The organism is Agrobacterium sp. NPDC058088 (assembly GCF_042885035.1).
Taxonomy (GTDB): Bacteria; Pseudomonadota; Alphaproteobacteria; order Rhizobiales; family Rhizobiaceae; genus Agrobacterium.
In genome coordinates this window covers 731,015-755,344 of record NZ_JBHVSU010000002.1, presented here as the reverse complement: position 1 = coordinate 755,344, position 24,330 = coordinate 731,015, and the positions used below count along the sequence as shown (strand labels likewise).

Here is a 24,330-nt window from a genome sequence, read left to right as displayed (position 1 = left end):
CTCCAGCGGCAAGCAAATATGCTTTTCCGCCGCCGGCCACAGAACCATCAATCCTTGACGGCGATGGCAAAGGTGCCTTCAGGCGTGACTGGCAAGTACTTCCTGTAATAGCCGAGATAGTTCGCGATCGGATCGACATCCTTGAACTGCTCGGGATAAAGCTGCTTGGCGATATATTGCACCATGGCGAAATCGGAGAGCGTGCGCGACGCGCCCTGATAGACACCGAACAGCTGCCCGTTCTTGATGGCTGGCAATTCACTCCAGCCCTGACGGGTTTCGAAGGCATTGAGCTTTTCGCGGGCATCCGCTGCCTTCACCGCCTGCCCCATCGCCAGCGCCGCGGGGTTCTTGTTGTTTTCACGGCCGGAAATGAAGATGGCGTCGGGCTTCGAAGCCAGAACCTGCTCGGGATTGATCGGTCCCCACCACTCAACGAAGGGTGCTGCGATATTGTCGCCGCCAGCGGCGGTGGACATGGCGCCCCACATGTTCTTGCCATAGGTGAAGGAATATTCGGCCGGTCCCTTATTGCCGAATTCGACATAGACCTTCGGTTTCGGCTGACCGGATTTCGCCACCCGTTCGGCGACATCCTTCAGAGAACCGGCGTAGAATTCGGCAATTTCCTTGCCGCGCTGCTGCTGTCCGGTGAGTTCGCCGAAAAGCCGGGTGGAGGCGACGTGGCGCTCGACCGTCTGGGCGTTGTAGTCGACGACAACGACGGGAATGCCCTCTTCTTCCAGACGGTCGGCATCGAGACCGAGCGCCTTGTATTACCAATCCGCCAGGATCACTAGATCGGGATTGAGGCTCAGAACTTTTTCGACCGAGAAGGTCTGGGCTTCGACTTCGCCGACATCGGCAATATCCGCAAGCGAGGCGCGGTGAGCGAGATGCATTTTCCAGTTGGCGGGAACCCAGCCTTCCCACGCTTCGCGAGAAATGCCAACGACGGAATCATAGGCCTTTTCGCCACCGACCGCCATGTAGTCCTCGAAATAGAAACCGAGCACGACGCGTTTTGCAGGAAGATCAACCTTCACCTCGCGTCCGATGACGTCGGTGATGGTCTTCTCTGCGGCGGTGGCGGAAGGTGCGATAAAGAAAACGGATAACAACGATGCGGCAAGGCCGCCGATAAATGTTTTGCGGGTCATGATGCGATCCAGAAGTTGAAACAATGCCGCTGTATAAAAGGTGAGACAATGAGTCAACTTAAATCGCAAGATCACATAAGCTGCTAATATACAAATGAAAATTGTCATTTCCGGTAAAATGCACGCCGGAAATATTGCGCTGGGCGGCGGCAATAGGTGCTGCGCCGCCGCGCCTTCAGCCGGCCGCGATCTGTGGGGGGTGCGTCCTGTCTCGATGACCTTCGTCATCGAGACAGGACGCAAGATCCCATTCAGATTATGAAAGTGCTGCCCTGTGGGAAATGCGCCTGAGCCGACTTCAGAACTCGTTGGAGGCAATGGTGAAGTCGTCGACGATCGGCATTTTTTCCGCATTTTCCCATGTCCGGTCCATTGCGTAAGCTGCCGAAAGATAGGGAATGCTGACATGTCCATAGCGGATGGAGAGTTGGCTCTCCGCTTCCTTTTCGCTCAGGCGGGCAACCCGTGCGAGATAAAGGGCCGTCGCCAGACCCGTACGGTCCGCGCCAGACTTGCAATGGATGAGAATGGGTTTGGGCGCATCGCGCATGATGGCAACCAGCTGGTTGACCTGATTCATGTCCAGTTCCCGGCTGGCTGACATGCCGAAATCGATGTGGTTCAAGCCGAGCTTCTTCGACGTGTCCAGCTCGTCGCGATACCACTCCTCCGATTCGTTGGAACCGCGCAGATTGATCACGGTCTTTATTCCGTGATCCTCGGTATAACGAACCAGCTGCTCAACGCTCGGCTGGTTGGAGCGGAAAAACTGGCCCGGAACAACTTCGTGAAAATTGCCGAGGAGTTGAATGGCGTAGAGATAACCGCCTGTCGCAAGGACAACAAAACCCATGCCCCAAAGCGAGCACTTCCAAAATTTGCGCATGACTGAACGGTTTCCCTGATTGAACAAGGAACCGATACAGTTGGATTCTGACAGTAGGCTGAAAGTTCTGCGACAGTATTGTGAGAGTAGAAAACCAGCGCCTGATCAACGCACGAAAACGTAAACCGCATAGATCGCGATGAGGGCGGCGGCAGCTGCGGCTGTTATGGCGCCGAGACGTTTTTCAATGAAGTAGCGCACCGATTCCCCATATCTCTGCAGCAATCCGGCGAGGATGAAAAACCGCGCGCCGCGCGCGACGATGGCGGAGAGAATGAACAGGCCGAGGCTGATATTGGCGGCGCCGGAGAGGATCGTCACGACCTTGATCGGCGGCAGATGCGCAAGCCCTGACGTTACCAGCAGCAGAACGATGGTTTCGTAATTCACCGAGTTTTTCAATTGCTCGAAGCTGTCGAGCTTGCCGTAGAATTCGAGAATGGGCCGAGCGATGCTTTCAAAGGCATAGTGGCCGAGAAACCAGCCGGCAATGCCGCCGAGAACAGAAGCGACGGTTGCCACGAACGCATAAAACATCGCCTTTTTCGGCTTGGCCAGCACCATTGGCAGGAAAAGAACGTCCGCAGGCACGACGAAAACCGAGCTTTCCACGAAAGCGACGATCGCCAGCCACCATACGGCGGTTTTGCGCGCGGCGAGCGCCATCGTCCAGGCATAGATGTTTTTCAGCATTTCCGTGTCCCCGGGAAAGAATGTTGCGAAGGGCGTGCAGGCATATCGGTGGTGCTTCATGCGGCCTGCCGATGGCAGACCACGGGCCGTGCGACCGGCTTCCCGACGAGGATTAGAGACAACGCAACAGAATGGCAAATGTAGGAAGATTTATTTTTGCATCGCAAAAAATCATAAAACCAAGCATTTCCCGCCTCCACCGAACCAGGTTGCTGCAATGCGAAATTTCATCCCTTGGTAGATTAACTCGCTCTTTTGCTGTAGAATAAGAGGTGGAGGAATGAGGAGGAAGTTATTGTGGAATATGTAAGCTTCGTTACATCAATCAATCCGGTCATACTTGTCATTCTGCTGGTGGTGCTTCTCGCAGGCGCTTACAGCAGCTGGGTTTCGCACTGATCTTACCAGGATCACTCGACCAAATGTGAAGGCCCTATTTCTATCGGTGATAGGCATCTGGCCGGATGAATGTTATCAACCCCGGAGGTAAAACAACTCCCGGGAAGCTGCATGACGAACGAATTCGCATTCACTGATACGTCTGAAAAGCTCAGCACGACGCTTGAAAAACTGATAGGAAAACTGCAGGGCCAGACGATCACGTTGCGCGAGTTAATGGAAGCGATCGGCGAACAGGGCCTTTTGCTTATCTGCGCGATCGCGTCCCTGCCCTTTCTCATTCCGGTTTCCATTCCGGGCGTGAGCACCGTCTTTGGCGCGGCTATCATCCTTGTAAGCCTGGCAATCACGCTAAACCGCCTGCCATGGCTCCCCGCAAAAATCCTCGACCGCCAGATGGAAACGGCAAAGCTCGTTCCTGCCCTGCAGAAAGGCGTCGCCATCGTCTCCAGGCTCGATGGTTATATCCGTCCGCGAATTCCAGCCCTGACGACGGGCATCATCGCCAACCGGATAAACGGGCTTGCCCTGATGACGGCGGGCGTGCTGCTGATGATGCCGCTTGGCTTCATTCCGTTTTCCAACACATTGCCGGGCGTTGCAATCCTGCTTCTTTCCGCCGGCATGATCCAGCGGGATGGCGTCACCGTGCTTGGCGGTTATCTGTTTCTTGGACTGACAACGATCTATTTCACCGTCCTCGCCTATGCCGCCTTCTGGGCCGGACAGGGCATCAGCAGCTCCATTGGCGGCTAGGCCCTTCAGCGGTCCCTGTTGCGGGTCTCGCGGCGGTTCTGCCGCGACGCCCACCACACCGCCAGCCGCCGCCGTCTGCGGCGCACTGCGGGTAAATCATGCGAGAGCACGACGAGACCGAGCGGAATCATCCAGAAACCGAGAACGGGCAAAAACCCAAGTGTTCCGCCAACCACCAGAGCGGAACCGGTCGCGATCCTGCCGACGCGCGACCGTGGCATGGCAAGGCTCCATTTTCCGACATGGAGACGATGCGTTTTGTGGTCGATACCGAATTTCATTCCCTGCTGCCCTTTTACATCTGGCCTGTGGATAATTTTTTCAGTGCCGATAAGCCCGGAAAATCGGGACTCCGGCGAGATAAAACAAGAGGAATGCGTTTTTTTTGAAAAAAGCGCTTGGCAAATCGGAAAAGCATTTGTATTACCCCGCTCACACCGCGCCAAGCGGTGCACGTTCCCTGGTAGCTCAGCGGTAGAGCATTCGACTGTTAATCGACAGGTCGCCGGTTCGAATCCGGCCCGGGGAGCCACTTTTCTGCAAATAAGAAAAGTAACATACCGCTGATATCCCATCGCAATAATCTTCTTACGCGGCACATACTCGCAAGACGGCGCTGATCATCACTCCTGTTGCTGCTATCTCCGATATTTTCTGACTGCATTTCGTTTGCACACGGGAAAACGGATGAAGTCGAAAGATGTTTCAAAACAGGTGGTGGAAGATTCATTACGCAGCATCTAACAGGCCGAGACAGATTTCCGGTGACGTCGCCGCTTTCGTCTGCTCCGCAATAATTGCTGCTGGGATGATTACGGTCACGGTGCCGTGTTCCGCCTTCGCGGCGGTCAATTTGTTCAGCCGCGGTGCAGCACGACAGTCCCACTCTCAGAGCTATGGAACCGAGCAGATAAGGGCGCGTTAAAGTCGCTCATTGGGAGACGTGATCATGAAGCTTCTAACCGCAGCAATCTGCCTCGTGTCAGTTGGCATCCTCAGCGGATGTGTCGATGACGGTGGATATCGGACTGGTGGATACTACTCGTCTGGCGTCTATTATCGTTCTTATGATCGGGACAGGTACTATCGCGACTACGACCGCCGAGACTGGCGACACCACAGGGAATGGCGCGATCGCCGGGACTGGCGCGGGGATTATCGCTACCGTCCGCGTCCGTCCTATGGCGGTCAGATGTATGGGGTGATCGTCCGTTAACGGCAGCAATGTTACGCCTGGCCTGTCGAAACGACTGGCCGGGCGATCCGATGTGATTTCCGGCAGAGCATTGCTCGATAGCCGGTTGCTGGCGCTGTCCTCACCTTGGCGATCCTGCGATAGGCACATGACTGGACGTCCTGTCTCATGACACCAAACGTGGCGCCATATCTCTCGGACCATATGGCAAAGAGCGAAATGCAGCTGCACTTCGCCCCGCGCGGCTCAAAGTTGTTTTTGTCTGAGCAGCTGTCCCGCCGTCAGACGATCAGCGTTTTTTGACGGCTCGTTTCGTCGCTTTCGCAGCGTTGGTCAAGGCTGGCGGATCACTTGCGGGGAAGCTCTCCTCAAGGCTCTCGGTCAGCTCGTCTTCCGTGCCCTTGTCCGCGGATTTCTGTTCCTTCTCGAGCGACTTTACCGCCGGGGATTTGGCTTTTGCCGAGGCTCCCTTTTGCGCTGGCGCCTTCTTTGCAGGCGCCTTCGCTGACGAAGCCTTGGCAGCAGCGGCTTTCTTCACGCCATTTCCGCTTTTGGGCTTTGCCGCTTCCGCATCTGCGGAAAGTTCCCGCTCTGCCTCGATCCAATGCCTTTCATGATGCCCGTCGGGTCTTCCTTCCCTCTCCCATATAGCGCGCGCTTTTTCACGGATTTCGGCTTCGCGGTCATGGCTCATAACGGACCTCCCTCTTCCTGTTGCACCGGTTTCGATTGTGCCACTGAAAAAACAGAAAAGGCCAGAGTTTGTTCCGCAAAAGACCCATAATGAACGAGCATTTCCGCGTGAAAGGGAACCGCCGTCGACCGCGGATCGTTTGTCCTGCAGAAACCCGCAGGAGACAGTTTCATGACCAACCCGCAAAAACCGAAATCCGAACCGCTCGACATCCGCGATGAGGACGTGGCGCGCTTCGAGACGGACAGTGAACTGAAAGCCAAGGATGGCGAAATTTATCCGGATGAATCGATGAGCCTGCGCGCCCGCCGGCAGGCTGCCCGGCAGCACGAGGACGCTTTCATCGTCGCCACGGACCTTGAGGACGACGACCAGCGCGAGGCGGCACCGGGCGTCAGGGAGCAGCCATAGGCGTCCTGAAATGAATAAGGCGGGTCAATGCCCGCCTTTATCAGAAATAAGGTCCTGTGCCGCCATTAGCGGCGGACAGAAACGATTGCCTTGCGATTGAAATTGGAAACCTGCACTCGGCCGGACTGGTTGCCGCCGAGGATCTGCGCCGTCTTGCCGCTCATGCTTTTCAGAATGCCGGCATGATAACCACGACCATTACGAATGACGACGACATCGCCGGGTTTGGCCTGGCTGACCGGAACGGCGTAACCGAAAGATGTCCATGATTTCGCAAATCCAAAGGATTTGGGAGACTGCCGGCCGGCCTTGCTGGCGACCGCATGCAGGAAAAGCCCGCACCACGGGGTGCTGCGCGGGTTTGCACCAAGAATGTTCTTGAGGCTCTTATTATTCTTGGACTCATGCAGTCCGGTGTATTTTTCTGCCTGGTTCAGCATGCCAGCGGAGGCCGGTGCTACAACTGTAAAAGCCAAGGCTACGGATAGAATTAACGCGGATACTCTCAAACGTCTCGCCCTTATGTTAGAGGGCGCCCGTGTATTGTGACAATTTAGCGACAATTTGACGAGAAATGGGCAGAAATCAGACGCCTATTCATGCGCACTGATCTGTCATTGCTTCAAAACAGGCTGCCCTGCGCCTCATCGGCGCGGCTGCGGCCGGCATTTTCGAGATCCAGCATGCGCAATTTGGTGGTGGTTCCGCCCGGCGCGGAAAAGCCGCCCAGCCGGCCGCCGGCCGCCAGAACACGGTGACAGGGAATGATGAGCGGCACCGGATTTTTCGCCATGGCCTGCCCGACATCGCGCGCTTTTTCCATACCAAGGCCGAGGTCTTTCACGATGCCGCCATAGGTCGTCGTGCGGCGCCAGCCAATATTCCGCGCGACCGCGTAGACATTGAGAAAGAAGCGTTCCTGCCCGGCCAGATCGAGCTCCACGGCGGTAAAATCAATCGCTTCGCCACTGAAATACCGGGTGGTCATTGCGATCACCTCACGGGTGCTTGTTTCCGGCACGGCAATGGTGGCTGACGGCAGGCGTCTCAGGAGAAGCCTTTCGGTTTCGCCCGCATCACTACCGGGCAATTGCAGACGCGCGATGCCACGCCCGGCCCAGGCGAGGCCGCAATGGCCGAGCGCTGTGGGAAAAACAATATAGCCGTAATGGGTGGTCATCGCATTCATACATCCGCTTTCGGGCGCACACGACGCCATATCCTGCGTCCGAAACAACCCGTTTCCTGATCGCCAAAAAAGAAGGCCACCCGATGTATTGGGTGGCCTTCCAGTGCATCAGTCGTGAAATACGCTCAGGATGCTATGGTGTCCGGAGCCTCCGCCTTATCCTCCATCAGGCAATGCGCCTGCCGGCTGGCCGCGACAAAGGCGGTGCGGGCAATTTCACCCGCCACGTCGCCCATCAGCGAGGCGCGGCACAGGCGCAACGCCTGTTCATGCACCTTGTCGCCGCGCTCAGGCCATTCGTGCTGGAGAAAATCGAAGGCTTCGTAAACGCCGTTGAAAATCCGGGGAGCACCGTTTTCAAGGGATATGGTAACGGGCTTTTCCCACTTAACATCATTCAGCAACATTGATTGCACTTCCATGCTCTATTAACCCGCGACAAACGCCGGCTCCTCCAGTTGGTTCCCTTCACTTGCGGTTTCAAGAGCGAAAAAATAACCCTCGAAAAACCGTGTGCCCCATCTTCCCATTGTAGCCGATTTGCGGAACAAAGCGGTTCAACACTCGTTCAAGCGGAAGTGAACCGGGACCTCTTATGTCAAGCAAAACCGCCGCCGTTATCATCTGGTTCCGTAAGGATCTTCGCCTCTCCGACAATCTTGCCGTGCTCGCCGCACTTGAGCACGGCGGTCCCGTCATCCCACTGTATATTCATGAAAAAACAGGTGGAGCACTCGGCGGTGCGCAGGAATGGTGGCTGCATCATTCTCTGACGGAACTTGGCGCCGCGCTCGAGAAAAAGGGTAGCCGCCTCATTCTCGCCAGCGGCAAAGCGGAGACGGTTCTTCGCGACGTGATATCAACGACCAGCGCCGATGCCGTATTCTGGAACAGACGATATGATCCAGATGGCATCGCCGAGGATAAGGCGCTGAAACAGAAGCTGCGGGACGAAGGGCTGACAGTCCGTAGTTTTTCCGGCCATCTCCTGCATGAGCCTTCCCGGCTGAAGACGAAGTCCGGCGGCCCTTACCGCGTCTATACGCCCTTCTGGCGCGCGATCGAAGGCGGGGATGAACCGCACGCGCCGGCGTATGCGCCGAAGAGCCTGAAGGCGCCCAAGACCTGGCCACAGTCGCAGACGCTTTCCGACTGGAAGCTTTTGCCGACCAAACCCGACTGGGCCAAACACTTCGGCGACATCTGGACACCTGGGGAGAAGGCGGCGCGAAAAAAACTCGACGATTTCATCGATGGCGCCTTAAAGGGTTATGAAGAAGGCAGGGACTTCCCGGCGAAGGACGCCACCTCGCTGCTCTCACCGCATCTGGCGCTTGGGGAAATATCGCCTGCCACGGTTTGGCACGCCACGAAAGGGCTTTCCCGCCACATCGCCTCGAACGATATCAGCCGTTTTCGCAAGGAAATCGTCTGGCGGGAATTTTGCTACCATCTGCTGTTCCACTTCCCGGAACTCGATGAAAAGAACTGGAACGACAGTTTCGATGCCTTTGCTTGGCGTGATGATGAAGCGTCCTTCAAGGCTTGGGCGCGCGGCATGACGGGCTACCCGATCGTGGATGCCGGCATGCGGCAACTGTGGAAACACGGCGTGATGCACAATCGCGTGCGGATGATTGTGGCGTCCTTCCTCATCAAGCACCTGTTGATCGACTGGCGGAAAGGCGAAAAGTGGTTCCGCGATACGCTGGTTGATGCCGACCCTGCCTCCAACGCCGCAAACTGGCAATGGGTGGCCGGCTCGGGCGCGGATGCATCACCGTTCTTCCGTGTCTTCAATCCCATCCTTCAGGGCGAAAAATTCGATAGCGACGGAGAGTACGTCCGCCGCTTCGTGCCCGAGCTCGAAAAACTCGAGACGAGATACATTCACAAGCCATTTGAGGCACCAAAAGATGTGCTCAAGAAAGCTGGCATCGAGCTTGGCAAGACCTATCCTTTGCCGATAGTCGACCACTCGAAGGGCCGGGAAAGAGCCCTTGCCGCCTATTCCCACATCAAGAAGAACACATAAAACTGGGTATCGGCAAAATTTTGCGTGGCTAAGCTAAAGCCAGGAAGATAATTTCTTGCCTTGAAGCGGTTGTAACGGGACATAACGGCACCTAATTTCCGCTCAGACAAGAAGGCTCGATCATGACCATTCATCCCTCTGCGCTCAGTGCTATCGGCAACACGCCGCTCATTCGTCTGAAGGCTGCCTCTGAAGCGACGGGGTGTGAAATCCTCGGCAAGGCGGAATTCCTCAATCCCGGCCAGTCGGTGAAAGATCGCGCCGCGCTCTACATCATCCGCGACGCTGAACGGCGCGGACAGCTGCGCCCAGGCGGCACCATCGTGGAAGGCACGGCGGGCAATACCGGCATCGGCCTGTCGCTCGTCGCCAATGCATTGGGCTACAAGACGGTCATCGTCATTCCCGAGACGCAGAGCCAGGAAAAGAAGGATGCCCTGAAGCTTCTCGGCGCCAAGCTGGTCGAGGTTCCGGCCGCTCCCTATTCCAACCCGAACAATTACGTGAAGGTTTCCGGCCGGCTGGCAAAACAGCTTGCCGCGACCGATGAGAATGGCGCGATCTGGGCCAACCAGTTCGACAATATCGCCAACCGTCAGGCCCATATCGAAACCACCGCGCCGGAAATCTGGGACCAGACGGACGGCAAGGTCGATGGTTTCATCTGCTCGGTCGGTTCCGGCGGAACGCTGGCGGGCGTGGCCGATGGCCTGCGCGATTTCAATCCTGATATCAAGATCGGCCTTGCCGATCCGGATGGTGCCGCCCTCTACGAATTTTACGAGCATGGCGTCTTGAAATCCGAGGGTTCTTCCATCACAGAAGGCATCGGCCAGGGCCGCATCACAGCCAATCTGGAAGGCTTCACCCCCGACTTCTCCTATCGCATACCCGATGCGGAAGCCCTGCCCATTCTCTTCGATCTCGTCACCAAGGAAGGCCTTTGCCTCGGCGGCTCGTCCGGCATCAACATCGCTGGTGCAATCCGCCTTGCCCGCGACCTCGGTCCGGGGCATACAATCGTGACGATACTGTGCGACTACGGTAATCGTTATCAGTCGAAGCTGTTCAATCCGGATTTTCTGCGATCCAAGGGTCTTCCCGTGCCGCAGTGGCTGGCAACCAAGAGCGAGATTCCGGTTCCGTACGAAACCGTTTAAGGACATGCCGAAATGCCTGTGAATGCCCTGTTCCGTGACGATTTTTATCTTTCTACCGCAGAAGCGATCGTCACGGCGGTGCATGAGGATGGCGGCATAGAGCTTGATCAGACCTGCTTTTATGCGACTTCCGGCGGCCAGCCGGGAGATAGCGGCTTTCTCGAACGGGCCGATGGCTCTCGCATCGAACTTGGCATCACCAAAAACGGTGCCGACAAGAGCGTCATCGTCCACGTGCCGCTCGAAGGTCAGCCTTCCCCCGAGATCGGCGAAAAGCTGACCCTGCATGTGGACTGGCCGCGCCGCTACAAGCTGATGCGCATGCACACGGCCTGCCATCTTCTCTCCGTCGTCTGCCAGTGGCCGATCACGGGTGCGGCGGTCGGCGAGGACGAATCGCGTGTTGATTTCGACATGTCCGAGACCATCGACAAGGACGAAGTCACGGCAAAGCTGATGGAACTGGTGAAAGCCAACCACCCCGTCTTCCTGCAATGGATTACCGACGAGGAGCTGGCTGCCAATCCGGGCATCGTCAAATCCAAGAATGTGCGCCCGCCGATGGGTCTGGGCCGGGTCAGCCTCGTCTGCATCGGCGAGAATTCTAGCATCGATAGCCAGCCCTGCGGCGGCACCCATGTTTCCGAAACGCAGGAAGTGGGCGATATTCACATTGCCAAGATAGAAAAGAAGGGCAAGGAGAACAGGCGGTTCCGCATTCGTTTCGGCGCGCCTGAAACTGTTGCCTGAAATCGGGAGAGACATCGTGAGCACGGATAAGAGCCGTTTCGTCGTTTCGGCTGACTGGGTGGAAAAACAACTCGGCACATCGGGGTTTCGTGTCGTTGATGCCTCCTGGTATCTGCCGGCGCACAAGCGCAATGGCGCGGAGGAATATGCCGCTGGCCATCTGCCCGGCGCCGTGTTCTTCGATCAGGACAAGATCGCCGATCACACCACCGGCCTGCCGCATTCCCTGCCCTCGCCGGAATTTTTTGCCGAGGAGGCCGGCAAGCTCGGCCTCAGCGATACCGATACGATCGTGGTCTATGACGGCCCCGGTTTCTTTTCCGCGCCGCGTGTGTGGTGGATGCTGCGGGTGATGGGCGTGCGCAAGGCCTATGTGCTGGATGGCGGCCTCGACGGCTGGAAACGCGAAGGCCGACCGCTAGAAACCGGCACGCCGGAGATCGAACCCGCCACCTTCACACCCGATTTCAACGAGAAGCGCGTGACCTCGCTGTCTAGCATGCGCGGTATCGTCGATAGCGGTGGAAAGCAGATCGCCGATGCCCGTGGCGCCGGACGCTTTACCGGCGACGAGGCCGAGCCGCGTGCCGGCATGCGCTCCGGCCACATGCCCGGCGCGCGCAGCCTGCCTGCGACGGCCTTTTCCGAAAGCGGCCACTTCAAGGATCTGACCGCCATCCGCAAGATGGTCACCGATGCCGGCATCGATCTTGGCAAGCCCGTGGTGACGAGCTGCGGCTCGGGCGTCACCGCCGCCGTCATTACGCTGGCGCTGGAATCACTCGGCCATCAGGATAATTCGCTCTATGACGGTTCCTGGTCGGAATGGGGCGGACTTGAAGATACGCCTGTTGTGACCGGCGCTGCCGATCCGCTGCCGGTCATTTCTCATGGCCCACTAAAGGCGCATGTGACGCAGCTGGAAATGACCGCACCACCAAAGGTCAGCCTGCCGATCCCGATCAACATCCAGACGGCGCTGATGCGGGTCAATAATATTCCCCTGCACTTCTACCGCTACCTCTACTGGCGGGTGGGCAAACGCTGGCATTGGCAGAAGCGCATGCGCATGAGCGATGCGGAGCTTTCCTCCGTCCTGCGCGATCCGAAAAACAGCGTCACGGTTCTCTATATGAACGGCGCACCCGCCGGTTTCTTCGAACTGCACAAGGCAAGCGACGAAGTGACCGAGCTGTCCTATTTCGGGCTGCTCGAAGAGGCGATTGGCGCGGGCGTTGGCAAATGGTTCCTTCTGCAGGCGCTTTACGCGGCCTGGCAGGATAACCCGCAACGGGTGACGGTGACGACCAACACGCTCGACCATCCGCGCGCATTGCAGCTTTACCAGATGATGGGCTTCTCGCCCGTCGGCACTTATGAGGCCTGGGTGGAGCCGCTCACCGATACGGAGCTTCTGGAAATTTCGCTGCGTAACTGAGGGTTGGCTGGCCGTACGTACCGTACATAACGTACATGCCCGACCATAGTGGCGTGCCTGCTCAATTACCCTCATTCCTGTGCTCGTCACAGGAATCCAGTCAGCCCAAGTCCTTGGGCTGAGAAGAGTCTTTTCGCCGCGCAGACGCGCGTCGGCTGGATTCCTGTGACGAGCACAGGAATGAGGGTGGGGGAGCCTCGGCAGTACAGCCGGTGAGCAGCCTTCACACCCTGTCGATGATCAGATGCGTAGCGCCCTCACCCGCCACCGTTCGGGTGGCGCTATAGCCAAGTGCCGGCAAATCCAGACCTTCGAAAAGCAGCTCCCCCTTGCCGAGAAACACCGGTGCAAGGGCCAGATGCAGTTCATCAATCATGCCGGCCGCCATATATTGCCGGATGGTGGAAACGCCGCCGCCAATGCGGACATCCTTGCCATCAGCCGCCGTGAGTGCCTGATCTAGGGCGGATTCGATGCCATCGGTCACGAAATGGAACTCGGTGCCGCCTTTCATGGTGAAAGAAGGACGCGCATGGTGGGTCAGGACGAAAACCGGGACATGATAGGGCGGCTCTTCGCCCCACCAGCCCTTCCAGCATTCATCCGGCCATGCACCGCGCACGGGGCCGAACATGTTGCGCCCTAAAACCCAGGCGCCGATGTTTTCGAAACTCTTTTCGGAGAAGTTCTCGTCCGTCCCAGTCGAGCCACCCTCCTTGCCGAACATACGGTGAAAGGTGCGGGTCTTGAATGCCCATTGGTGCAGCTCTTCACCTTTGACGCCCAACGGGTTCTGCAGACTCTGGTCCGGGCCAGCGCCATATCCATCAAGGGAAATAGCAAAATTGCGAACAACGACCTTTGGCATGGCATTCTCCTCCGTCAAGGATGGCCAGCTTGCCAGCTTCCGGCAATCGGCCTCAGATTTCCCGCTCCAGATTGACGGCTGTGGGAATTTGTCCGCCGGCCGCGCCCTTGTCTTCCGTGACACTGTTCAGGAGGTGATCGGCGATCAACTCCGCCTGGAATTTACCAAGCTCGTAGCAATAGGTGATTTCGCGCTTCTCGGCCGACCAGTAGACATCGGGACGACCGCAGGACTTGGCCGTCAGCTTGACGTCACCCTTCAGGCCATAGCCGCCGAAGCTGCGACTGATGAGATCGAGAACCTTCGATTCCTTGATCATGATGGCGTAAGGTTCGAGTTCCGGGTCACGCGGCGGTACGTAGCTGACGGAAAATTTCGAGGGTGTCTGGCTGCGGTGAGGCGCGAGGAACTCTTCCCAGGCCGAAGCGACACCCGGATAGGCGGCAACACATTTGTCAAATTCGGCATTGGGGAGACCCATCATTGCGGCCAGATCGCCATAACCATCCTTATCGCGACCAACCATCAGGCAGGCCATGTTGCGATCACGGCTCCTGTCCGGCACCAGCGCGGAAAAAACGGGGGCCTCATGCTCGGGCAAGGTCTCGGCCTCGCGCGCCAGATACCAGCTGTCGGTGGCGTTGACGAGCGCGGTGTCGAGCCATTCCTCATTGGCCTGCAGGATGAGCGTGCCGGCCAGCTGATCGGCCGCAGCCTGGACGCTGGGCGTCTCAGCCGTCCCGAAATCCGAGATCAGCATGCGCGCGCCCTCGTGATAGAGCGAGAAGATCGCGTTGCCGATAACGAAATTGACCGATTGCTGCAGCTGATCGTCGGACAGGCCATCAAGACCGGAGGCAACCTGCGCATCCGCCTCGATCGGAATCGTCAACGAAACAAAAGCCAGCGGAACGGCGGCCAGAAAACGACGCAACATAAAATCAGACCTTCCGGAAACGAGGAGCGCCACTGATTCCCGAAGCTAACGAGTCACGCAATGGGCTGGTTGCATCACCTGTCAAGAATCGGGTGGATAGTGCTCCATTTCGGGATCATAGCTGCAAAGAAGCAACGCCAACCCACCTTGAAGAGGCCCCGCCATGACCGATCTCGTTTTCACTGCAATGCCGGCTAAAGAAGCCGAGGCCTTCCGGGCGGGTTCAGCCGACGCCTATGGCAATCCTCCGGAGAAGGCAATTTCTCCCGGGGGTATGCCATGCCGCCACTGTCTTCACCAGATCGGGGAAGGTGATGGGATGCTGATCCTCGCCTATCGGCCCTTTCCCTCGTTGCAGCCCTATGCGGAAACGGGGCCGGTGTTTCTGCATGCCGACGCCTGTGATCGCTATCCGCAGACGCAAGCCATTCCGCCGATGCTGAACAGCCCCGATTACATCGTGCGCGGTTATGGAGCCGATGACCGCATTGTCTACGGCACCGGCGCAGTGACGGCGACGGGCGAGATCGTGTCGCGCGCGCGGCACCTTCTGGAGCGCGCGGATGTGGCCTATGTGCATGTGCGGTCCGCCCGCAACAATTGTTACCAATGCCGTATCGATACAGCATAAATGCAGCATTGAATAAGTTTTAACCGAACAACTAAACTGGTTTCACACCTTTAAATTCTAAGCTGCGTGTATCGGAACAACATATTTTGAGCAGCAATATGACAAACAACCTTAATATGGCGACACGCAGCGCACCGCGCAGCAAGACGAGAATTTTTGCGACCGTGCATTACTTCAGCCAGTCGACCCGAGGCCGTGTGGTTGATCTTTCCGCCACGGGGATGGCACTAGAACTGGACGGACCTTTCGCTGCCGCCAAGGGCAGCCGGGTCAAGGTACAGAGCGATGATCTGGGCTTCATCGAGGGTGTCGTGCAGTGGCAGCACCAGAACCGGATCGGCTTGCAGCTGAAGCTTTCTACCAACACGCTGGCCCAGCTTTCCTCCTATTTCCGCTTCTTCCACGAAGAAGTGAAACCGACGCTGGCCCGCTGATCCAGAGCACTGGAATGTGCAGAACGAGCTATGCGCATTTTCCAGTGCGGCGGCACCTGTGCCGCACTCTTGCGATAAAAAATTTATCAAACGGTTGAAAACGGGCCGATCTGTCACCGGCCTGTCATTTTGGTGATGGACTCCTCTGCGATTGCTTCTACCCTGTCCGCTTCTCATGACAGACCAAGCTTCATCCGAAGGAGTTCCCATGTCGCCGCTTCTCGCTCTCCACCCCATCACCCGCCGTTCGCTTCTGGGTGGCTTCGCAGCTACCTCGGCATTGGTGATGCTGCACCCTTTTGCTGCGCGTGCGGCGGCCAACCAGGCGCATCTGCGCATCATGGAAACGACTGACATCCATGTTCACGTCTTTCCCTATGACTATTACGCCGACAAACCGAACGACACGATGGGGCTAGCCCGCACCGCCTCGATCATCGACAAGATCCGCGCCGAAGCCGGAAACTCGATGCTTGTCGATAATGGCGACTTCCTGCAGGGCAATCCGCTCGGCGATTATATCGCCTATGAGCGGGGCATGAAGGCCGGCGACAAACATCCTGTCATCAACGCCATGAACGTGCTGGGTTATGATTGCGGCACGCTCGGCAACCACGAATTCAATTACGGTCTCGACTATATGTCGAACACGCTGGCGGGCGCCGGTTTCCCCTATGTCTGCGCCAACCTCACCAAGGGCCAGCTCGCTTCCGACCCGAAAAACGACGAACTATTCTTCAAGCCCTATGTCATTCTGGAAAAGCAGATCCGCGATGGCGGCGGCGTGACCAGCCCGGTCAAGGTCGGCATCATCGGCTTCGTGCCGCCGCAGATCATGATGTGGGATTCCAAAAACCTCGAAGGCAAGGCGCAGACGCGTGACATCGTCGAGGCGGCGAAAGCCTGGGTTCCGGTCATGAAGGAAGAAGGCGCCGATATCATCATCGCTCTTTCCCATTCCGGTATCGACGGCAAGGGCCAGACCGAGCGCATGGAAAACGCCTCGCTGTATCTCGCCGGTGTCGACGGCATCGACGCGATCTTCACCGGCCACCAGCATCTGGTCTTCCCCGGCCCGAAGACCTGGGATGGCATCGAGGGTGCGGATGCGGTCAAGGGCACGCTGATGGGCAAGCCGGCTGTCATGGCCGGTTTCTGGGGCTCGCATATGGGTCTCATCGACCTACTGCTGGAAAAAGACGGAAAGAGCTGGAAGATCGTCGACTTCACCTCAGAAGCCCGGCCGATCTACCACCGCGACGACAGCCGCAAGGTTGTTGCTGACTATACCGACAAGCCGGAGGTTCTCGCCGCCGCCAAGGCCGATCATGAGGCGGCGCTTGCCTATGTTCGACGCCCCGTCGGCAAGACGTCTGCGCCGCTCTATTCCTATTTCGCGCTGGTCGCGGACGATCCATCCGTGCAGATCGTTTCCAACGCCCAGACCTGGTACATCAAGGACATGCTGAAGGAAGGGGAATATAAGGACCTGCCGGTGCTTTCCGCAGCAGCCCCCTTCAAGTCCGGCGGTCGCGGCGGCGCAGATTATTACACCGATGTCCCCGCCGGTGACATTGCCATCAAAAACGTCGCTGACCTTTACCTTTACCCCAACACGGTGCAGGCGGTGCTGATCAACGGTGCGCAGGTGAAGAACTGGCTGGAAATGTCTGCCGGTATGTTCAACACGGTGGAGGCCGGTGCCAAGGACGCGCCGCTGCTGAACGCCGATTTTCCGTCCTATAATTTCGATGTCATCGACGGTGTGACCTATCAGATCGACATTTCCAAGCCGGCGAAATTCGACAAGGACGGCAAGGCCGTCAATCCCGACAGCAACCGCATCGTGAACTTGCAGTTCAACGGCAAGCCGATCGATCCCGAACAGAAATTCGTGGTGGCGACCAATAATTACCGGGCCAGCGGCGGCGGCAAATTCCCCGATATCGCCGGCGACAAGGTGATTTTCGTGGCGCCCGATACCAATCGCGACGTGATCGTGCGCTATATCATCGACCAGGGCACCATCAATCCGTCTGCGGACGCCAACTGGTCCTTCGCCCCAGTCGCTAATACCACGGCGCTTTTCGAGACCGGCCCCAAGGGCCGCCACTATGCGGCTGAGATCAAGGGCGCTAAAATCGAGGATGCCGGCGACGGCGCGGAAGGTTTCGCGAAGTTCCGTCTGGTTCTTTAATGATCGCGTCCTCCCGGCGGCTTATCGTCGGGAGGACGATTCTTCAGCAACGGATACGCTCCAGACCGACGATTTCATGACTTGGACACGCTGGGGCAATGTCCCAGACCATGTCTGACTGTCACGTCAACAGCAGATGTCACTCAGCGGCGACAGCAATCGTCTTGTGTTTGTTAGCCGCAAGCATGCCGTTGAAATCCTTATGGTTCGGGCATGCGGAGAGGCGTTCCTGAAATGCTTCGGCAAGCCACTGGCCTGCTGGCCCCGCCGGTGAATCCACCCTTCGCAGTGAAAAGAGCGGATACTCGCCCTGCTCATAGGCCTCCAGCTCGAGCGCCTTCAGGCTGCCATTGGTCAAATCATTGCGTACGATCGACGCGGGCAGACCGCCCCAGCCGAGGCCACCCTTGATGAGCTGGTATTTGGTCGCAATGTCGCTGACGCGCCATGTCTTGTAGGACAGCACGTTGAAATCGCGGCCCTTGGTCAGGCCCGAAGCATCGGTGACAACAAGCTGAACCTCCTCGCGCACGTCAGCGAGAACCAGAGGCCGCTCGATCTGCGCCAGCGGATGGTCTGCCGCAACCACCGGCAACATGAAGGAATGGCCGACTTTTTCCATCACGAGTTCATCATCCTGGCGCAATACCGCCCCGCCGATGCCGATTCCGGCCTTGCGGGAAAGCACCATCTCCATGACCATGCCCAGCTCGCCGACATTGAGGCTGAGGGTGACGGTTGGGAATTCCTTCCGAAAATCCCGAAGCACGGCAACCATGGCCTCCGCCGGCACCATGGTGCTGATGGCGACTGACAGTTCCGCCTCCAGCCCCTGTTTCAAACCCTTGGCGCGGGCGCGCATCTCCTGCAGGCCGGCGACGATGCGTCGTGCGTCCTCCAGCATGGCCCGGCCTTCATCCGTCAGCTTCGGCTGGCGCACGCCATTGCGCTCGAACAGGGTGACTTCCAGCTGCGCCTCAAGATTCGCAATGGTGTAGCTGACCACTGACTGCGCGCGGTTCAGCGCCCGCGACGCGGCGGAAAAACTGCCGGTCTCGGCGACCGTCAAAAACACCTGCAATTGATCGAGTGTCGGGTTCGCGTCCATATCCCATCCATTTCATCGATAGATCGCTTCCACATTATCACAGTTTTCTTGATGGCAACAATTTTCCATATAGGGGCAAAGGAAGGGCATCGTGCTCTCCCGCCCTCCCAAGGCGCCCGTCAATCCATCGCATATGCAAGGAAGAGACCATGTCCAACATTCTGCTTATCACCTCCAGCCCGCGTGGCGACGAATCGGTTTCCAACAAGTTTTCCGGCGAACTCGCAAACAAGCTGAAGGCCAAGTCGGCTTCCAACACCCTTGTCCACCGCGATCTCGCCGCTGACCCGATCCCGCATCTCGACACCGTCAAGACCGCAGCGATCCGCAAGGCGCCCGACCAGCGCACGGCTGAAGAAGCAGTTGCCGCCGATTATTCCGACAAGTTGGTTGCCGAGCTTCTGGCGGCTGACACCGTTGTCATCGGCACCGGTCTCATCAACTTCAACATCTATTCCGGCCTGAAGTCGTGGATCGACAACGTCGCCCGCGCCGGCCAGACCTTCAAATACACCGAAACCGGCCCGGTTGGCCTTGCGACTGGCAAGAAGGTTTACATCGTGCTTGCCGCTGCCGGCGTTTATTCCGAAGGCCCGGCCGTATCGATGAACCACGCCGTTCCTTACCTGAAGACCGTTCTCGGCTTCATGGGCATGACCGATGTGGAAGTGATCTATGTCGAAGGTCTCGCCTTCGGTCCGGAAGCCGTCGAAAAGGCTGTAGCCGCCGCCGAAGCCAAGGTTGAAGAGCTGGCGCAGGCCGCCTGAGAAAGTTCGGGCTGATATCGAAAGGTATCAGCCGACCCACATTCCGTAACGGCCGTGGACTTGGTCCCGGCCGTTATTTTTTGCCGCATAGAGACGCGCATCGGCCTCGGATAAAAGCGCGCGGAAAAGCTGCCCGTCCTCGAAAGCGGTGGCGACGCCGATACTGACGGTTAACGGCGAACCGTCCGGTCGTTGCAGGTCCGCAAGGATCGCTGCTCGAAGATTGTTCGAAAACGCTAACGCCGTGTCATGCGCCATTGCCGGCAAAAGGACCACGAATTCCTCGCCGCCGAAGCGGTAGAGATGGCCCAGCGGCTGCACCGCGCGCTTCAGGACGGCGGCGAATTCCCGCAAGATATCATCGCCCTTCAGGTGCCCGAACGTATCGTTGACGGTCTTGAAATGATCGATATCGACAATCAGGACGCTGACCGGCCTTTTCTTCTCCAGGCATTCCACCACGACCGAGGGAGCATCGAGTTCCATGCGGGCACGGTCGGATACGCCGGTCAGCATATCGCGTCCGGAGCGGGACAGAAGCTCCTCGTAACGTTCCCTGAAAGTGAGATCGTTGAAGACATCCGCAACGCTGCGGCGTGTCAGAAAACGGCCCTTGGCCGATGTCAGCCAAAGATAGGTGGCAAAGAGCAGCGAATAGATGCCCACTGCCGCCATCTTCGCCTTCCAGCCATCGTAGAAGACATCGAGAGGCGCGTTGAACAATAATCGCAGCGCCCCATAAAAACCCGCCTGATCGAAGCTCAGAATGACGACGCCGCAGATAGCAAAGCGCAATACGATATGGCGCTGGAGATAACGCCCGAGCTTCTCGTAAAACAGGATGATGGCAATGGCGTCGATGTAGAGCAGGCTGGTTCCCCAGACCATCAGGATGCCCATTTCATCGAGAAAGCCGGTACTGACCGTCTGCCCCGGAACGATCGCCACCGTTTGGTGAAAACGGATGATCTGCGCCATGACGACGGTCACGATGTTGCCGAGAAACAGGCCGTATATGGGTTGTCGCACCACGGCCGCATCCTCGCGCATATAGAGCATGAGGATCATCATCAGCTTGCCGGCAAAAAGGATCGACGAGCCGGGTGATGCCACACCGAATGGTAGCTGCACGTAAAAGACGGCTGCCAGATAAGTCTCCAGGAAATGCATGACGCCCAGCGCGGTGAGAAAAACACCGATGCCGAGAATATGCCGGTAATGAAGGAAGGCCGTCATTACCGAGAAATAGACGACGGCTTCCGTCAGAAAGAGGGCGAGATTTGCCCATTGCATCGGCACATGCCTTACCTATCCGCGCCACGCGGCGTCAGTGGCGCGCGGCTTCACATTTTGCGAAGGATAGGCCGAAGCAAACAACGGAATCTTAATATCCGAGGCAAGAAAACGTCATCATTTTCCTGGGAAAAGCGAGGCACCGTTCTGGTCGATGATGAGCTTCGCCTTGCGGATCGTGAACTCGACCGCATCGTCAAGGCTGGTGAAGACATCAGCGCGCACGAATTCATGCACGAGCACTTCGTCGCCGGCCTTTTTCTCGATGCGGCCTGCTAAGCGAAACTGGCCGCCTTCCTTGAGCGGCGTCGCATAGATCAGATAGTCGCCATGCGCATGCGGCTCGGCCTGCGCCACTTTTTGAGGCGTATCGGAGGACGGCTCGCCGGAGCCGAAGGCCGAGAGGATTTTGGAAAAAAACGATGCCATGGCTTTCACTCCCTCAATCTATGTCACGTTCGAAGGGCGGAGTGATCCGCCCTTCCCTGCCACTTCCGATCAGATGATCAGGTTCGACAGGATGTCGTTTTCGGTGATGTCTTCATAACCGAGACCGGCGGCCTCGAAGCGCTCCAGAAGCCCGGCAAAGTTTTCCTGGGCATTGGTTTCGATGCCGATCAGGATCGAGCCAAAATTGCGGGCCGATTTCTTCAGATATTCGAAACGGGCGATATCATCGTCCGGGCCAAGCAGGTTGAGGAAATCGCGCAGCGCGCCGGGGCGCTGCGGCAGGCGCAGGATGAAATATTTCTTCACGCCGGTGTAACGCATGGCGCGTTCTTTCACATCCGGCAGGCGCTCGAAATCGAAGTTGCCGCCGGAAACCACGGCGATCACCGTCTTGCCTTCCAGCCTCTCGCGGCCAAGCTTTTCCAGCGCGGCGATCGAAAGCGCGCCCGCAGGCTCCAGCACCACGCCTTCGAGGTTCAGCATCTCGATGATCGTCACGCAGATGGCGTTTTCAGGAATGAGCTGGACCTGACCGGCCGGAAAATCCTTCAGCGCCTTGAAATTCAGGTCGCCAATGCGGGCGACGGCAGCGCCATCAACGAAATTGTCGACCTTGTTCAGCGTCACCGGCTCTCCGCGCTCCAGGCTTTTCTTCAGGCTCGGCGCGCCCTCAGGCTCGCAGAACACGAAGTTTTCCTTCGCGACCGTGCCAGCCAGAAAACCGGTGAGGCCAGCTGAAAGCCCGCCACCGCCAACAGGCATGACGACGATATCAGGCTTCGTGCCTTCCGGCAGCTGGTCCATGATTTCGGCGGCGACGGTTGCCTGGCCCTCGATGATGTCTTCATGGTCAAAGGGCGGCACCATATAGCCGTCATTTTCCTGCACATGCTGGCGGGCGGCGGCGTAACACTGGTCGAATATATCGCCCACCAGACGGATCTTGATGAATTCGCCGCCGAAGATGCGGGTCTTTTCGATCTTCTGTTGCGGTGTCGTGACCGGCATGAAAACAACGCCGTGAACGCCGAAATGACGGCAGGCGAAAGCAAAGCCCTGGGCATGGTTGCCGGCCGAAGCGCAGACGAAAACCTTGTTCTTGCCAGCCTTGGCTACCGCCTTGCGCAGAAAGTTGAACGCGCCTCTAATCTTGTAGGACCGAACCGGGGACAGATCTTCACGCTTCAGCCAAATCGACGCGCCATACCGACGGCTGAGATGTTCATTCAACTGCAGCGGCGTTTCGGGGAATATTTCCCGCACTTCCCGCCGCGCTGCTTCCACAAGCTGCTTGTCCACGATAGTCAATCCATTGAAATTCGTAATGGCACCCGCTATGCCATAGGACGGCGTCAGAGACAAAGATTCATTTCAGCGCAGCTACGAACCCTGGATTTCATTTCTTGAACAGCGACCTCCTGCGCTCAGTCATCTATGTCGCGTCCATCTTTGGGCTGTATCTCGCGACGGCGATGTTCCTGCCCGCGCTGACCGATCTTTATTACGGCAATGACGACTGGATGGTATTTGCGCTGTCGGGTTTCATGTGCGGCGGCTTTGCGCTCGCCTGCGCGCTCGCGACCCGGGGACCAATTACCTCTTTCAACAAGCGGTTCGGCTTCCTGCTTGTCAACCTGCTCTGGCTGGTGTTTTCCCTCATCGGCGCGGTTCCGCTCTATCTGTCGGAACTCGACCTGACGACCGGCCAGGCGATCTTCGAATCCGTTTCAGCCATCACCACGACGGGATCCACGGCCATATCCGGCCTCGACAATGCGCCGCAGGGTCTTCTTCTGTGGCGATCCCTGCTCTGCTGGCTCGGCGGCATTGGTATCGTCGCGCTCGGCCTCTTCATCTTGCCGTTGCTCAGGGTCGGCGGCATGACCTTCTTTCGCATGGAATCTTCCGACACCGGCAATGACCGGCCCTTCGCGCGTCTGGCGAGCTTCACCCGGGCTTTTGTGGCGATCTACATCATCATGACCATCGCCTGCACGGTCGCCTTCGATTTTGCCGGTATGTCGCATTTCGATGCGCTGAACCACGCCATGTCGACAGTGGCAACCGGCGGCTTTTCCACGCACGATGCCTCATTCGCCTATTTCAACAATACGGCTCTGCTGTGGATCGCCACCATCTTTCTGATCTTCGGCAGCTTGCCCTTTTCAGTGATGATCCTGCTCGCCGTGCGCCGGCGGCTGGAGACGATACGTGATCCGCAGATCGCCGTCTTCCTCGGTTATCTCTGCGCCATCTCGATCGCCGTCGGCGTTTACCATCATTTCAGGAACGGCGTGCCGCTGGACGATGCGCTCAGCCATTCCTTCTTCAACATGACCTCGATCCTTTCGACCGGCGGTTTTGCCAGCGACGATTATACGCTTTGGGGTCCCTTCGTCGTTGTCGTCGCCTTTTTTGCGACCTTTATGGGTGGCTGTTCCGGCTCGACGGCAGGCGGCATCAAGGCCTATCGTTTTCTCATCATCTTCAACGTGGCGCGCGCCGGGCTGAAGAAGCTGATCTATCCGAATGCCGTTTATTCCGTGCGTTACGGCCAGCAGGTGGTCGATCCGGAAACCATCCGCACCATCTTCCTGTTCATCAGCTGTTTCATCGCGCTGTGGATTGCCGGCAGCCTTGCCATGAGCCTGATGGGCTATGACTTTCTCACCGCCACCTCGGCTGTGGCGACCTCGCTTGCCAATGTCGGCCCCGGCATCGGCCCGATCATCGGGCCGGCCGGCAATTTCTCGACCATCAGCGAACCGGCACTCTATCTTCTGTCGGTCCTGATGCTGCTCGGACGTCTCGAAATCCTGACGGTTCTGGTGCTGCTGATGCCGATTTTCTGGCGCAGTTGATCCGGCGATGCACATGTT

The 24,330-nt window shown here is 57.8% G+C and carries 25 protein-coding genes, 1 tRNA gene and 1 pseudogene; 13 read left to right on the top strand and 14 right to left on the bottom strand.

The window, feature by feature from the left end:
- Positions 1-47: 47 nt before the first annotated feature.
- From ACFVTJ_RS09045 to ACFVTJ_RS09035, 3 genes and pseudogenes are all read right to left on the bottom strand, one after another.
- Positions 48-1,160 (bottom strand): annotated as a pseudogene (locus tag ACFVTJ_RS09045) (ABC transporter substrate-binding protein).
- 298 nt (positions 1,161-1,458) lie between these two features.
- Positions 1,459-2,013 carry a dual specificity protein phosphatase family protein gene (locus ACFVTJ_RS09040; protein ID WP_386906919.1) on the bottom strand — a complete coding sequence of 185 codons (555 nt, stop codon included), beginning with the start codon at positions 2,011-2,013 and terminating at the stop codon, positions 1,459-1,461.
- Positions 2,014-2,151: 138 nt separating this feature from the next.
- Positions 2,152-2,739 (bottom strand): YqaA family protein, encoded by a 588-nt coding sequence (locus ACFVTJ_RS09035; RefSeq protein ID WP_386906521.1) that lies wholly within the window; start codon positions 2,737-2,739, stop codon positions 2,152-2,154.
- A gap of 510 nt (positions 2,740-3,249) precedes the next feature.
- On the opposite strand from ACFVTJ_RS09035, the gene ACFVTJ_RS09030 reads away from it, so the two are divergent.
- The gene (locus ACFVTJ_RS09030; RefSeq protein WP_386906519.1) at positions 3,250-3,894 is read left to right on the top strand and encodes an exopolysaccharide biosynthesis protein; all 645 of its coding nucleotides are present in this window, start codon (positions 3,250-3,252) and stop codon (positions 3,892-3,894) included.
- 5 nt (positions 3,895-3,899) lie between these two features.
- Here ACFVTJ_RS09030 and ACFVTJ_RS09025 read toward each other — a convergent pair whose 3' ends face one another.
- On the bottom strand, positions 3,900-4,175 hold the full coding sequence (locus ACFVTJ_RS09025; protein WP_386906517.1) for a hypothetical protein: 276 nt from the start codon (positions 4,173-4,175) through the stop codon (positions 3,900-3,902).
- A 176-nt stretch (positions 4,176-4,351) separates the two neighbouring features.
- Here ACFVTJ_RS09025 and ACFVTJ_RS09020 point away from each other — a divergent pair.
- Together ACFVTJ_RS09020 and ACFVTJ_RS09015 are read left to right on the top strand one after the other, a co-directional pair.
- Positions 4,352-4,426, top strand: a tRNA-Asn gene (locus ACFVTJ_RS09020).
- 417 nt (positions 4,427-4,843) lie between these two features.
- Positions 4,844-5,110 carry a hypothetical protein gene (locus tag ACFVTJ_RS09015; RefSeq protein ID WP_386906515.1) on the top strand — a complete coding sequence of 89 codons (267 nt, stop codon included), beginning with the start codon at positions 4,844-4,846 and terminating at the stop codon, positions 5,108-5,110.
- A gap of 268 nt (positions 5,111-5,378) precedes the next feature.
- Here the strand turns inward: ACFVTJ_RS09015 and ACFVTJ_RS09010 are convergent, their stop codons facing one another.
- Positions 5,379-5,783: a DUF2934 domain-containing protein gene (locus ACFVTJ_RS09010; protein ID WP_386906513.1), complete on the bottom strand. Its 405-nt coding sequence runs from the start codon at positions 5,781-5,783 to the stop codon at positions 5,379-5,381.
- A 171-nt stretch (positions 5,784-5,954) separates the two neighbouring features.
- On the opposite strand from ACFVTJ_RS09010, the gene ACFVTJ_RS09005 reads away from it, so the two are divergent.
- Positions 5,955-6,194, top strand: coding sequence for a hypothetical protein (locus ACFVTJ_RS09005; RefSeq protein ID WP_386906512.1), 240 nt, complete (start codon positions 5,955-5,957; stop codon positions 6,192-6,194).
- Positions 6,195-6,259: 65 nt separating this feature from the next.
- On the opposite strand, the gene ACFVTJ_RS09000 is transcribed toward ACFVTJ_RS09005, so the two are convergent.
- The 3 genes from ACFVTJ_RS09000 to ACFVTJ_RS08990 all read right to left on the bottom strand — a co-directional run bounded on the left by ACFVTJ_RS09000 (position 6,260) and on the right by ACFVTJ_RS08990 (position 7,790).
- Positions 6,260-6,703, bottom strand: coding sequence for a TIGR02594 family protein (locus tag ACFVTJ_RS09000; protein WP_386906510.1), 444 nt, complete (start codon positions 6,701-6,703; stop codon positions 6,260-6,262).
- A gap of 113 nt (positions 6,704-6,816) precedes the next feature.
- The gene (locus ACFVTJ_RS08995; RefSeq protein WP_386906917.1) at positions 6,817-7,374 is read right to left on the bottom strand and encodes a methylated-DNA--[protein]-cysteine S-methyltransferase; all 558 of its coding nucleotides are present in this window, start codon (positions 7,372-7,374) and stop codon (positions 6,817-6,819) included.
- Positions 7,375-7,508: 134 nt separating this feature from the next.
- Entirely contained in the window at positions 7,509-7,790 is a 282-nt protein-coding gene (locus tag ACFVTJ_RS08990; protein ID WP_386906508.1) for a DUF982 domain-containing protein, read from the bottom strand.
- 188 nt (positions 7,791-7,978) lie between these two features.
- On the opposite strand from ACFVTJ_RS08990, the gene ACFVTJ_RS08985 reads away from it, so the two are divergent.
- From ACFVTJ_RS08985 to sseA, 4 genes are all read left to right on the top strand, one after another.
- Positions 7,979-9,418 carry a cryptochrome/photolyase family protein gene (locus tag ACFVTJ_RS08985; RefSeq protein ID WP_386906506.1) on the top strand — a complete coding sequence of 480 codons (1,440 nt, stop codon included), beginning with the start codon at positions 7,979-7,981 and terminating at the stop codon, positions 9,416-9,418.
- Between the two features lie 122 nt (positions 9,419-9,540).
- Positions 9,541-10,578 (top strand): cysteine synthase A, encoded by a 1,038-nt coding sequence (locus ACFVTJ_RS08980; RefSeq protein WP_386906505.1) that lies wholly within the window; start codon positions 9,541-9,543, stop codon positions 10,576-10,578.
- A 12-nt stretch (positions 10,579-10,590) separates the two neighbouring features.
- Positions 10,591-11,328 carry an alanyl-tRNA editing protein gene (locus ACFVTJ_RS08975; protein ID WP_386906503.1) on the top strand — a complete coding sequence of 246 codons (738 nt, stop codon included), beginning with the start codon at positions 10,591-10,593 and terminating at the stop codon, positions 11,326-11,328.
- 16 nt (positions 11,329-11,344) lie between these two features.
- A complete protein-coding gene (gene sseA, locus ACFVTJ_RS08970; RefSeq protein WP_386906501.1) occupies positions 11,345-12,766 on the top strand; it encodes a 3-mercaptopyruvate sulfurtransferase in 1,422 nt (473 codons plus the stop codon).
- A 223-nt stretch (positions 12,767-12,989) separates the two neighbouring features.
- Here sseA and ACFVTJ_RS08965 read toward each other — a convergent pair whose 3' ends face one another.
- Both ACFVTJ_RS08965 and ACFVTJ_RS08960 read right to left on the bottom strand, forming a co-directional pair.
- The gene (locus tag ACFVTJ_RS08965) at positions 12,990-13,634 is read right to left on the bottom strand and encodes a dihydrofolate reductase family protein (protein ID WP_386906499.1); all 645 of its coding nucleotides are present in this window, start codon (positions 13,632-13,634) and stop codon (positions 12,990-12,992) included.
- Between the two features lie 52 nt (positions 13,635-13,686).
- Complete coding sequence (locus ACFVTJ_RS08960) at positions 13,687-14,571, bottom strand: DUF4344 domain-containing metallopeptidase (protein ID WP_386906497.1); 885 nt, start codon at positions 14,569-14,571, stop codon at positions 13,687-13,689.
- 163 nt (positions 14,572-14,734) lie between these two features.
- On the opposite strand from ACFVTJ_RS08960, the gene ACFVTJ_RS08955 reads away from it, so the two are divergent.
- From ACFVTJ_RS08955 to ACFVTJ_RS08945, 3 genes are all read left to right on the top strand, one after another.
- A complete protein-coding gene (locus ACFVTJ_RS08955; protein WP_386906495.1) occupies positions 14,735-15,202 on the top strand; it encodes a DUF1203 domain-containing protein in 468 nt (155 codons plus the stop codon).
- Between the two features lie 98 nt (positions 15,203-15,300).
- On the top strand, positions 15,301-15,636 hold the full coding sequence (locus ACFVTJ_RS08950; protein ID WP_386906493.1) for a PilZ domain-containing protein: 336 nt from the start codon (positions 15,301-15,303) through the stop codon (positions 15,634-15,636).
- A 208-nt stretch (positions 15,637-15,844) separates the two neighbouring features.
- Positions 15,845-17,833, top strand: a complete 1,989-nt coding sequence (locus ACFVTJ_RS08945; protein WP_386906491.1) for a bifunctional 2',3'-cyclic-nucleotide 2'-phosphodiesterase/3'-nucleotidase — start codon at positions 15,845-15,847, stop codon at positions 17,831-17,833.
- A 139-nt stretch (positions 17,834-17,972) separates the two neighbouring features.
- On the opposite strand, the gene ACFVTJ_RS08940 is transcribed toward ACFVTJ_RS08945, so the two are convergent.
- On the bottom strand, positions 17,973-18,941 hold the full coding sequence (locus tag ACFVTJ_RS08940) for a LysR family transcriptional regulator (RefSeq protein WP_386906490.1): 969 nt from the start codon (positions 18,939-18,941) through the stop codon (positions 17,973-17,975).
- Between the two features lie 149 nt (positions 18,942-19,090).
- Here ACFVTJ_RS08940 and ACFVTJ_RS08935 point away from each other — a divergent pair, with 149 nt between their 5' ends.
- On the top strand, positions 19,091-19,708 hold the full coding sequence (locus ACFVTJ_RS08935; protein WP_386906488.1) for an FMN-dependent NADH-azoreductase: 618 nt from the start codon (positions 19,091-19,093) through the stop codon (positions 19,706-19,708).
- 27 nt (positions 19,709-19,735) lie between these two features.
- Here ACFVTJ_RS08935 and ACFVTJ_RS08930 read toward each other — a convergent pair whose 3' ends face one another.
- From ACFVTJ_RS08930 to ilvA, 3 genes are all read right to left on the bottom strand, one after another.
- On the bottom strand, positions 19,736-21,001 hold the full coding sequence (locus ACFVTJ_RS08930) for a diguanylate cyclase (protein WP_386906485.1): 1,266 nt from the start codon (positions 20,999-21,001) through the stop codon (positions 19,736-19,738).
- 117 nt (positions 21,002-21,118) lie between these two features.
- Positions 21,119-21,430 (bottom strand): HlyU family transcriptional regulator, encoded by a 312-nt coding sequence (locus tag ACFVTJ_RS08925; RefSeq protein WP_386906483.1) that lies wholly within the window; start codon positions 21,428-21,430, stop codon positions 21,119-21,121.
- 69 nt (positions 21,431-21,499) lie between these two features.
- A complete protein-coding gene (ilvA, locus tag ACFVTJ_RS08920; protein ID WP_386906481.1) occupies positions 21,500-22,750 on the bottom strand; it encodes a threonine ammonia-lyase in 1,251 nt (416 codons plus the stop codon).
- A gap of 104 nt (positions 22,751-22,854) precedes the next feature.
- Here ilvA and ACFVTJ_RS08915 point away from each other — a divergent pair, with 104 nt between their 5' ends.
- Positions 22,855-24,312 carry a TrkH family potassium uptake protein gene (locus ACFVTJ_RS08915; protein WP_386906479.1) on the top strand — a complete coding sequence of 486 codons (1,458 nt, stop codon included), beginning with the start codon at positions 22,855-22,857 and terminating at the stop codon, positions 24,310-24,312.
- Positions 24,313-24,330: the final 18 nt, after the last annotated feature.

Coding starts and splice junctions, on each gene's coding strand:
- ACFVTJ_RS08935 (WP_386906488.1), top strand. CDS start 19,091: ATGTCCAACATTCTGCTTATCACCTCCAGCCCGCGTGGCGACGAATCG.
- ACFVTJ_RS09005 (WP_386906512.1), top strand. CDS start 5,955: ATGACCAACCCGCAAAAACCGAAATCCGAACCGCTCGACATCCGCGAT.
- ACFVTJ_RS08930 (WP_386906485.1), bottom strand. CDS start 21,001: ATGCAATGGGCAAATCTCGCCCTCTTTCTGACGGAAGCCGTCGTCTAT.
- ACFVTJ_RS08960 (WP_386906497.1), bottom strand. CDS start 14,571: ATGTTGCGTCGTTTTCTGGCCGCCGTTCCGCTGGCTTTTGTTTCGTTG.
- ACFVTJ_RS09025 (WP_386906517.1), bottom strand. CDS start 4,175: ATGAAATTCGGTATCGACCACAAAACGCATCGTCTCCATGTCGGAAAA.
- ACFVTJ_RS08940 (WP_386906490.1), bottom strand. CDS start 18,941: ATGGACGCGAACCCGACACTCGATCAATTGCAGGTGTTTTTGACGGTC.
- ACFVTJ_RS08975 (WP_386906503.1), top strand. CDS start 10,591: ATGCCTGTGAATGCCCTGTTCCGTGACGATTTTTATCTTTCTACCGCA.
- ACFVTJ_RS09030 (WP_386906519.1), top strand. CDS start 3,250: ATGACGAACGAATTCGCATTCACTGATACGTCTGAAAAGCTCAGCACG.
- ACFVTJ_RS08995 (WP_386906917.1), bottom strand. CDS start 7,374: ATGACCACCCATTACGGCTATATTGTTTTTCCCACAGCGCTCGGCCAT.
- ACFVTJ_RS08990 (WP_386906508.1), bottom strand. CDS start 7,790: ATGTTGCTGAATGATGTTAAGTGGGAAAAGCCCGTTACCATATCCCTT.
- ACFVTJ_RS09040 (WP_386906919.1), bottom strand. CDS start 2,013: ATGGGTTTTGTTGTCCTTGCGACAGGCGGTTATCTCTACGCCATTCAA.
- ACFVTJ_RS08985 (WP_386906506.1), top strand. CDS start 7,979: ATGTCAAGCAAAACCGCCGCCGTTATCATCTGGTTCCGTAAGGATCTT.
- ACFVTJ_RS09035 (WP_386906521.1), bottom strand. CDS start 2,739: ATGCTGAAAAACATCTATGCCTGGACGATGGCGCTCGCCGCGCGCAAA.
- ACFVTJ_RS08950 (WP_386906493.1), top strand. CDS start 15,301: ATGACAAACAACCTTAATATGGCGACACGCAGCGCACCGCGCAGCAAG.
- ACFVTJ_RS08925 (WP_386906483.1), bottom strand. CDS start 21,430: ATGGCATCGTTTTTTTCCAAAATCCTCTCGGCCTTCGGCTCCGGCGAG.
- ACFVTJ_RS08955 (WP_386906495.1), top strand. CDS start 14,735: ATGACCGATCTCGTTTTCACTGCAATGCCGGCTAAAGAAGCCGAGGCC.
- ACFVTJ_RS09015 (WP_386906515.1), top strand. CDS start 4,844: ATGAAGCTTCTAACCGCAGCAATCTGCCTCGTGTCAGTTGGCATCCTC.
- ACFVTJ_RS09010 (WP_386906513.1), bottom strand. CDS start 5,783: ATGAGCCATGACCGCGAAGCCGAAATCCGTGAAAAAGCGCGCGCTATA.
- ACFVTJ_RS08980 (WP_386906505.1), top strand. CDS start 9,541: ATGACCATTCATCCCTCTGCGCTCAGTGCTATCGGCAACACGCCGCTC.
- ACFVTJ_RS08965 (WP_386906499.1), bottom strand. CDS start 13,634: ATGCCAAAGGTCGTTGTTCGCAATTTTGCTATTTCCCTTGATGGATAT.
- ACFVTJ_RS08945 (WP_386906491.1), top strand. CDS start 15,845: ATGTCGCCGCTTCTCGCTCTCCACCCCATCACCCGCCGTTCGCTTCTG.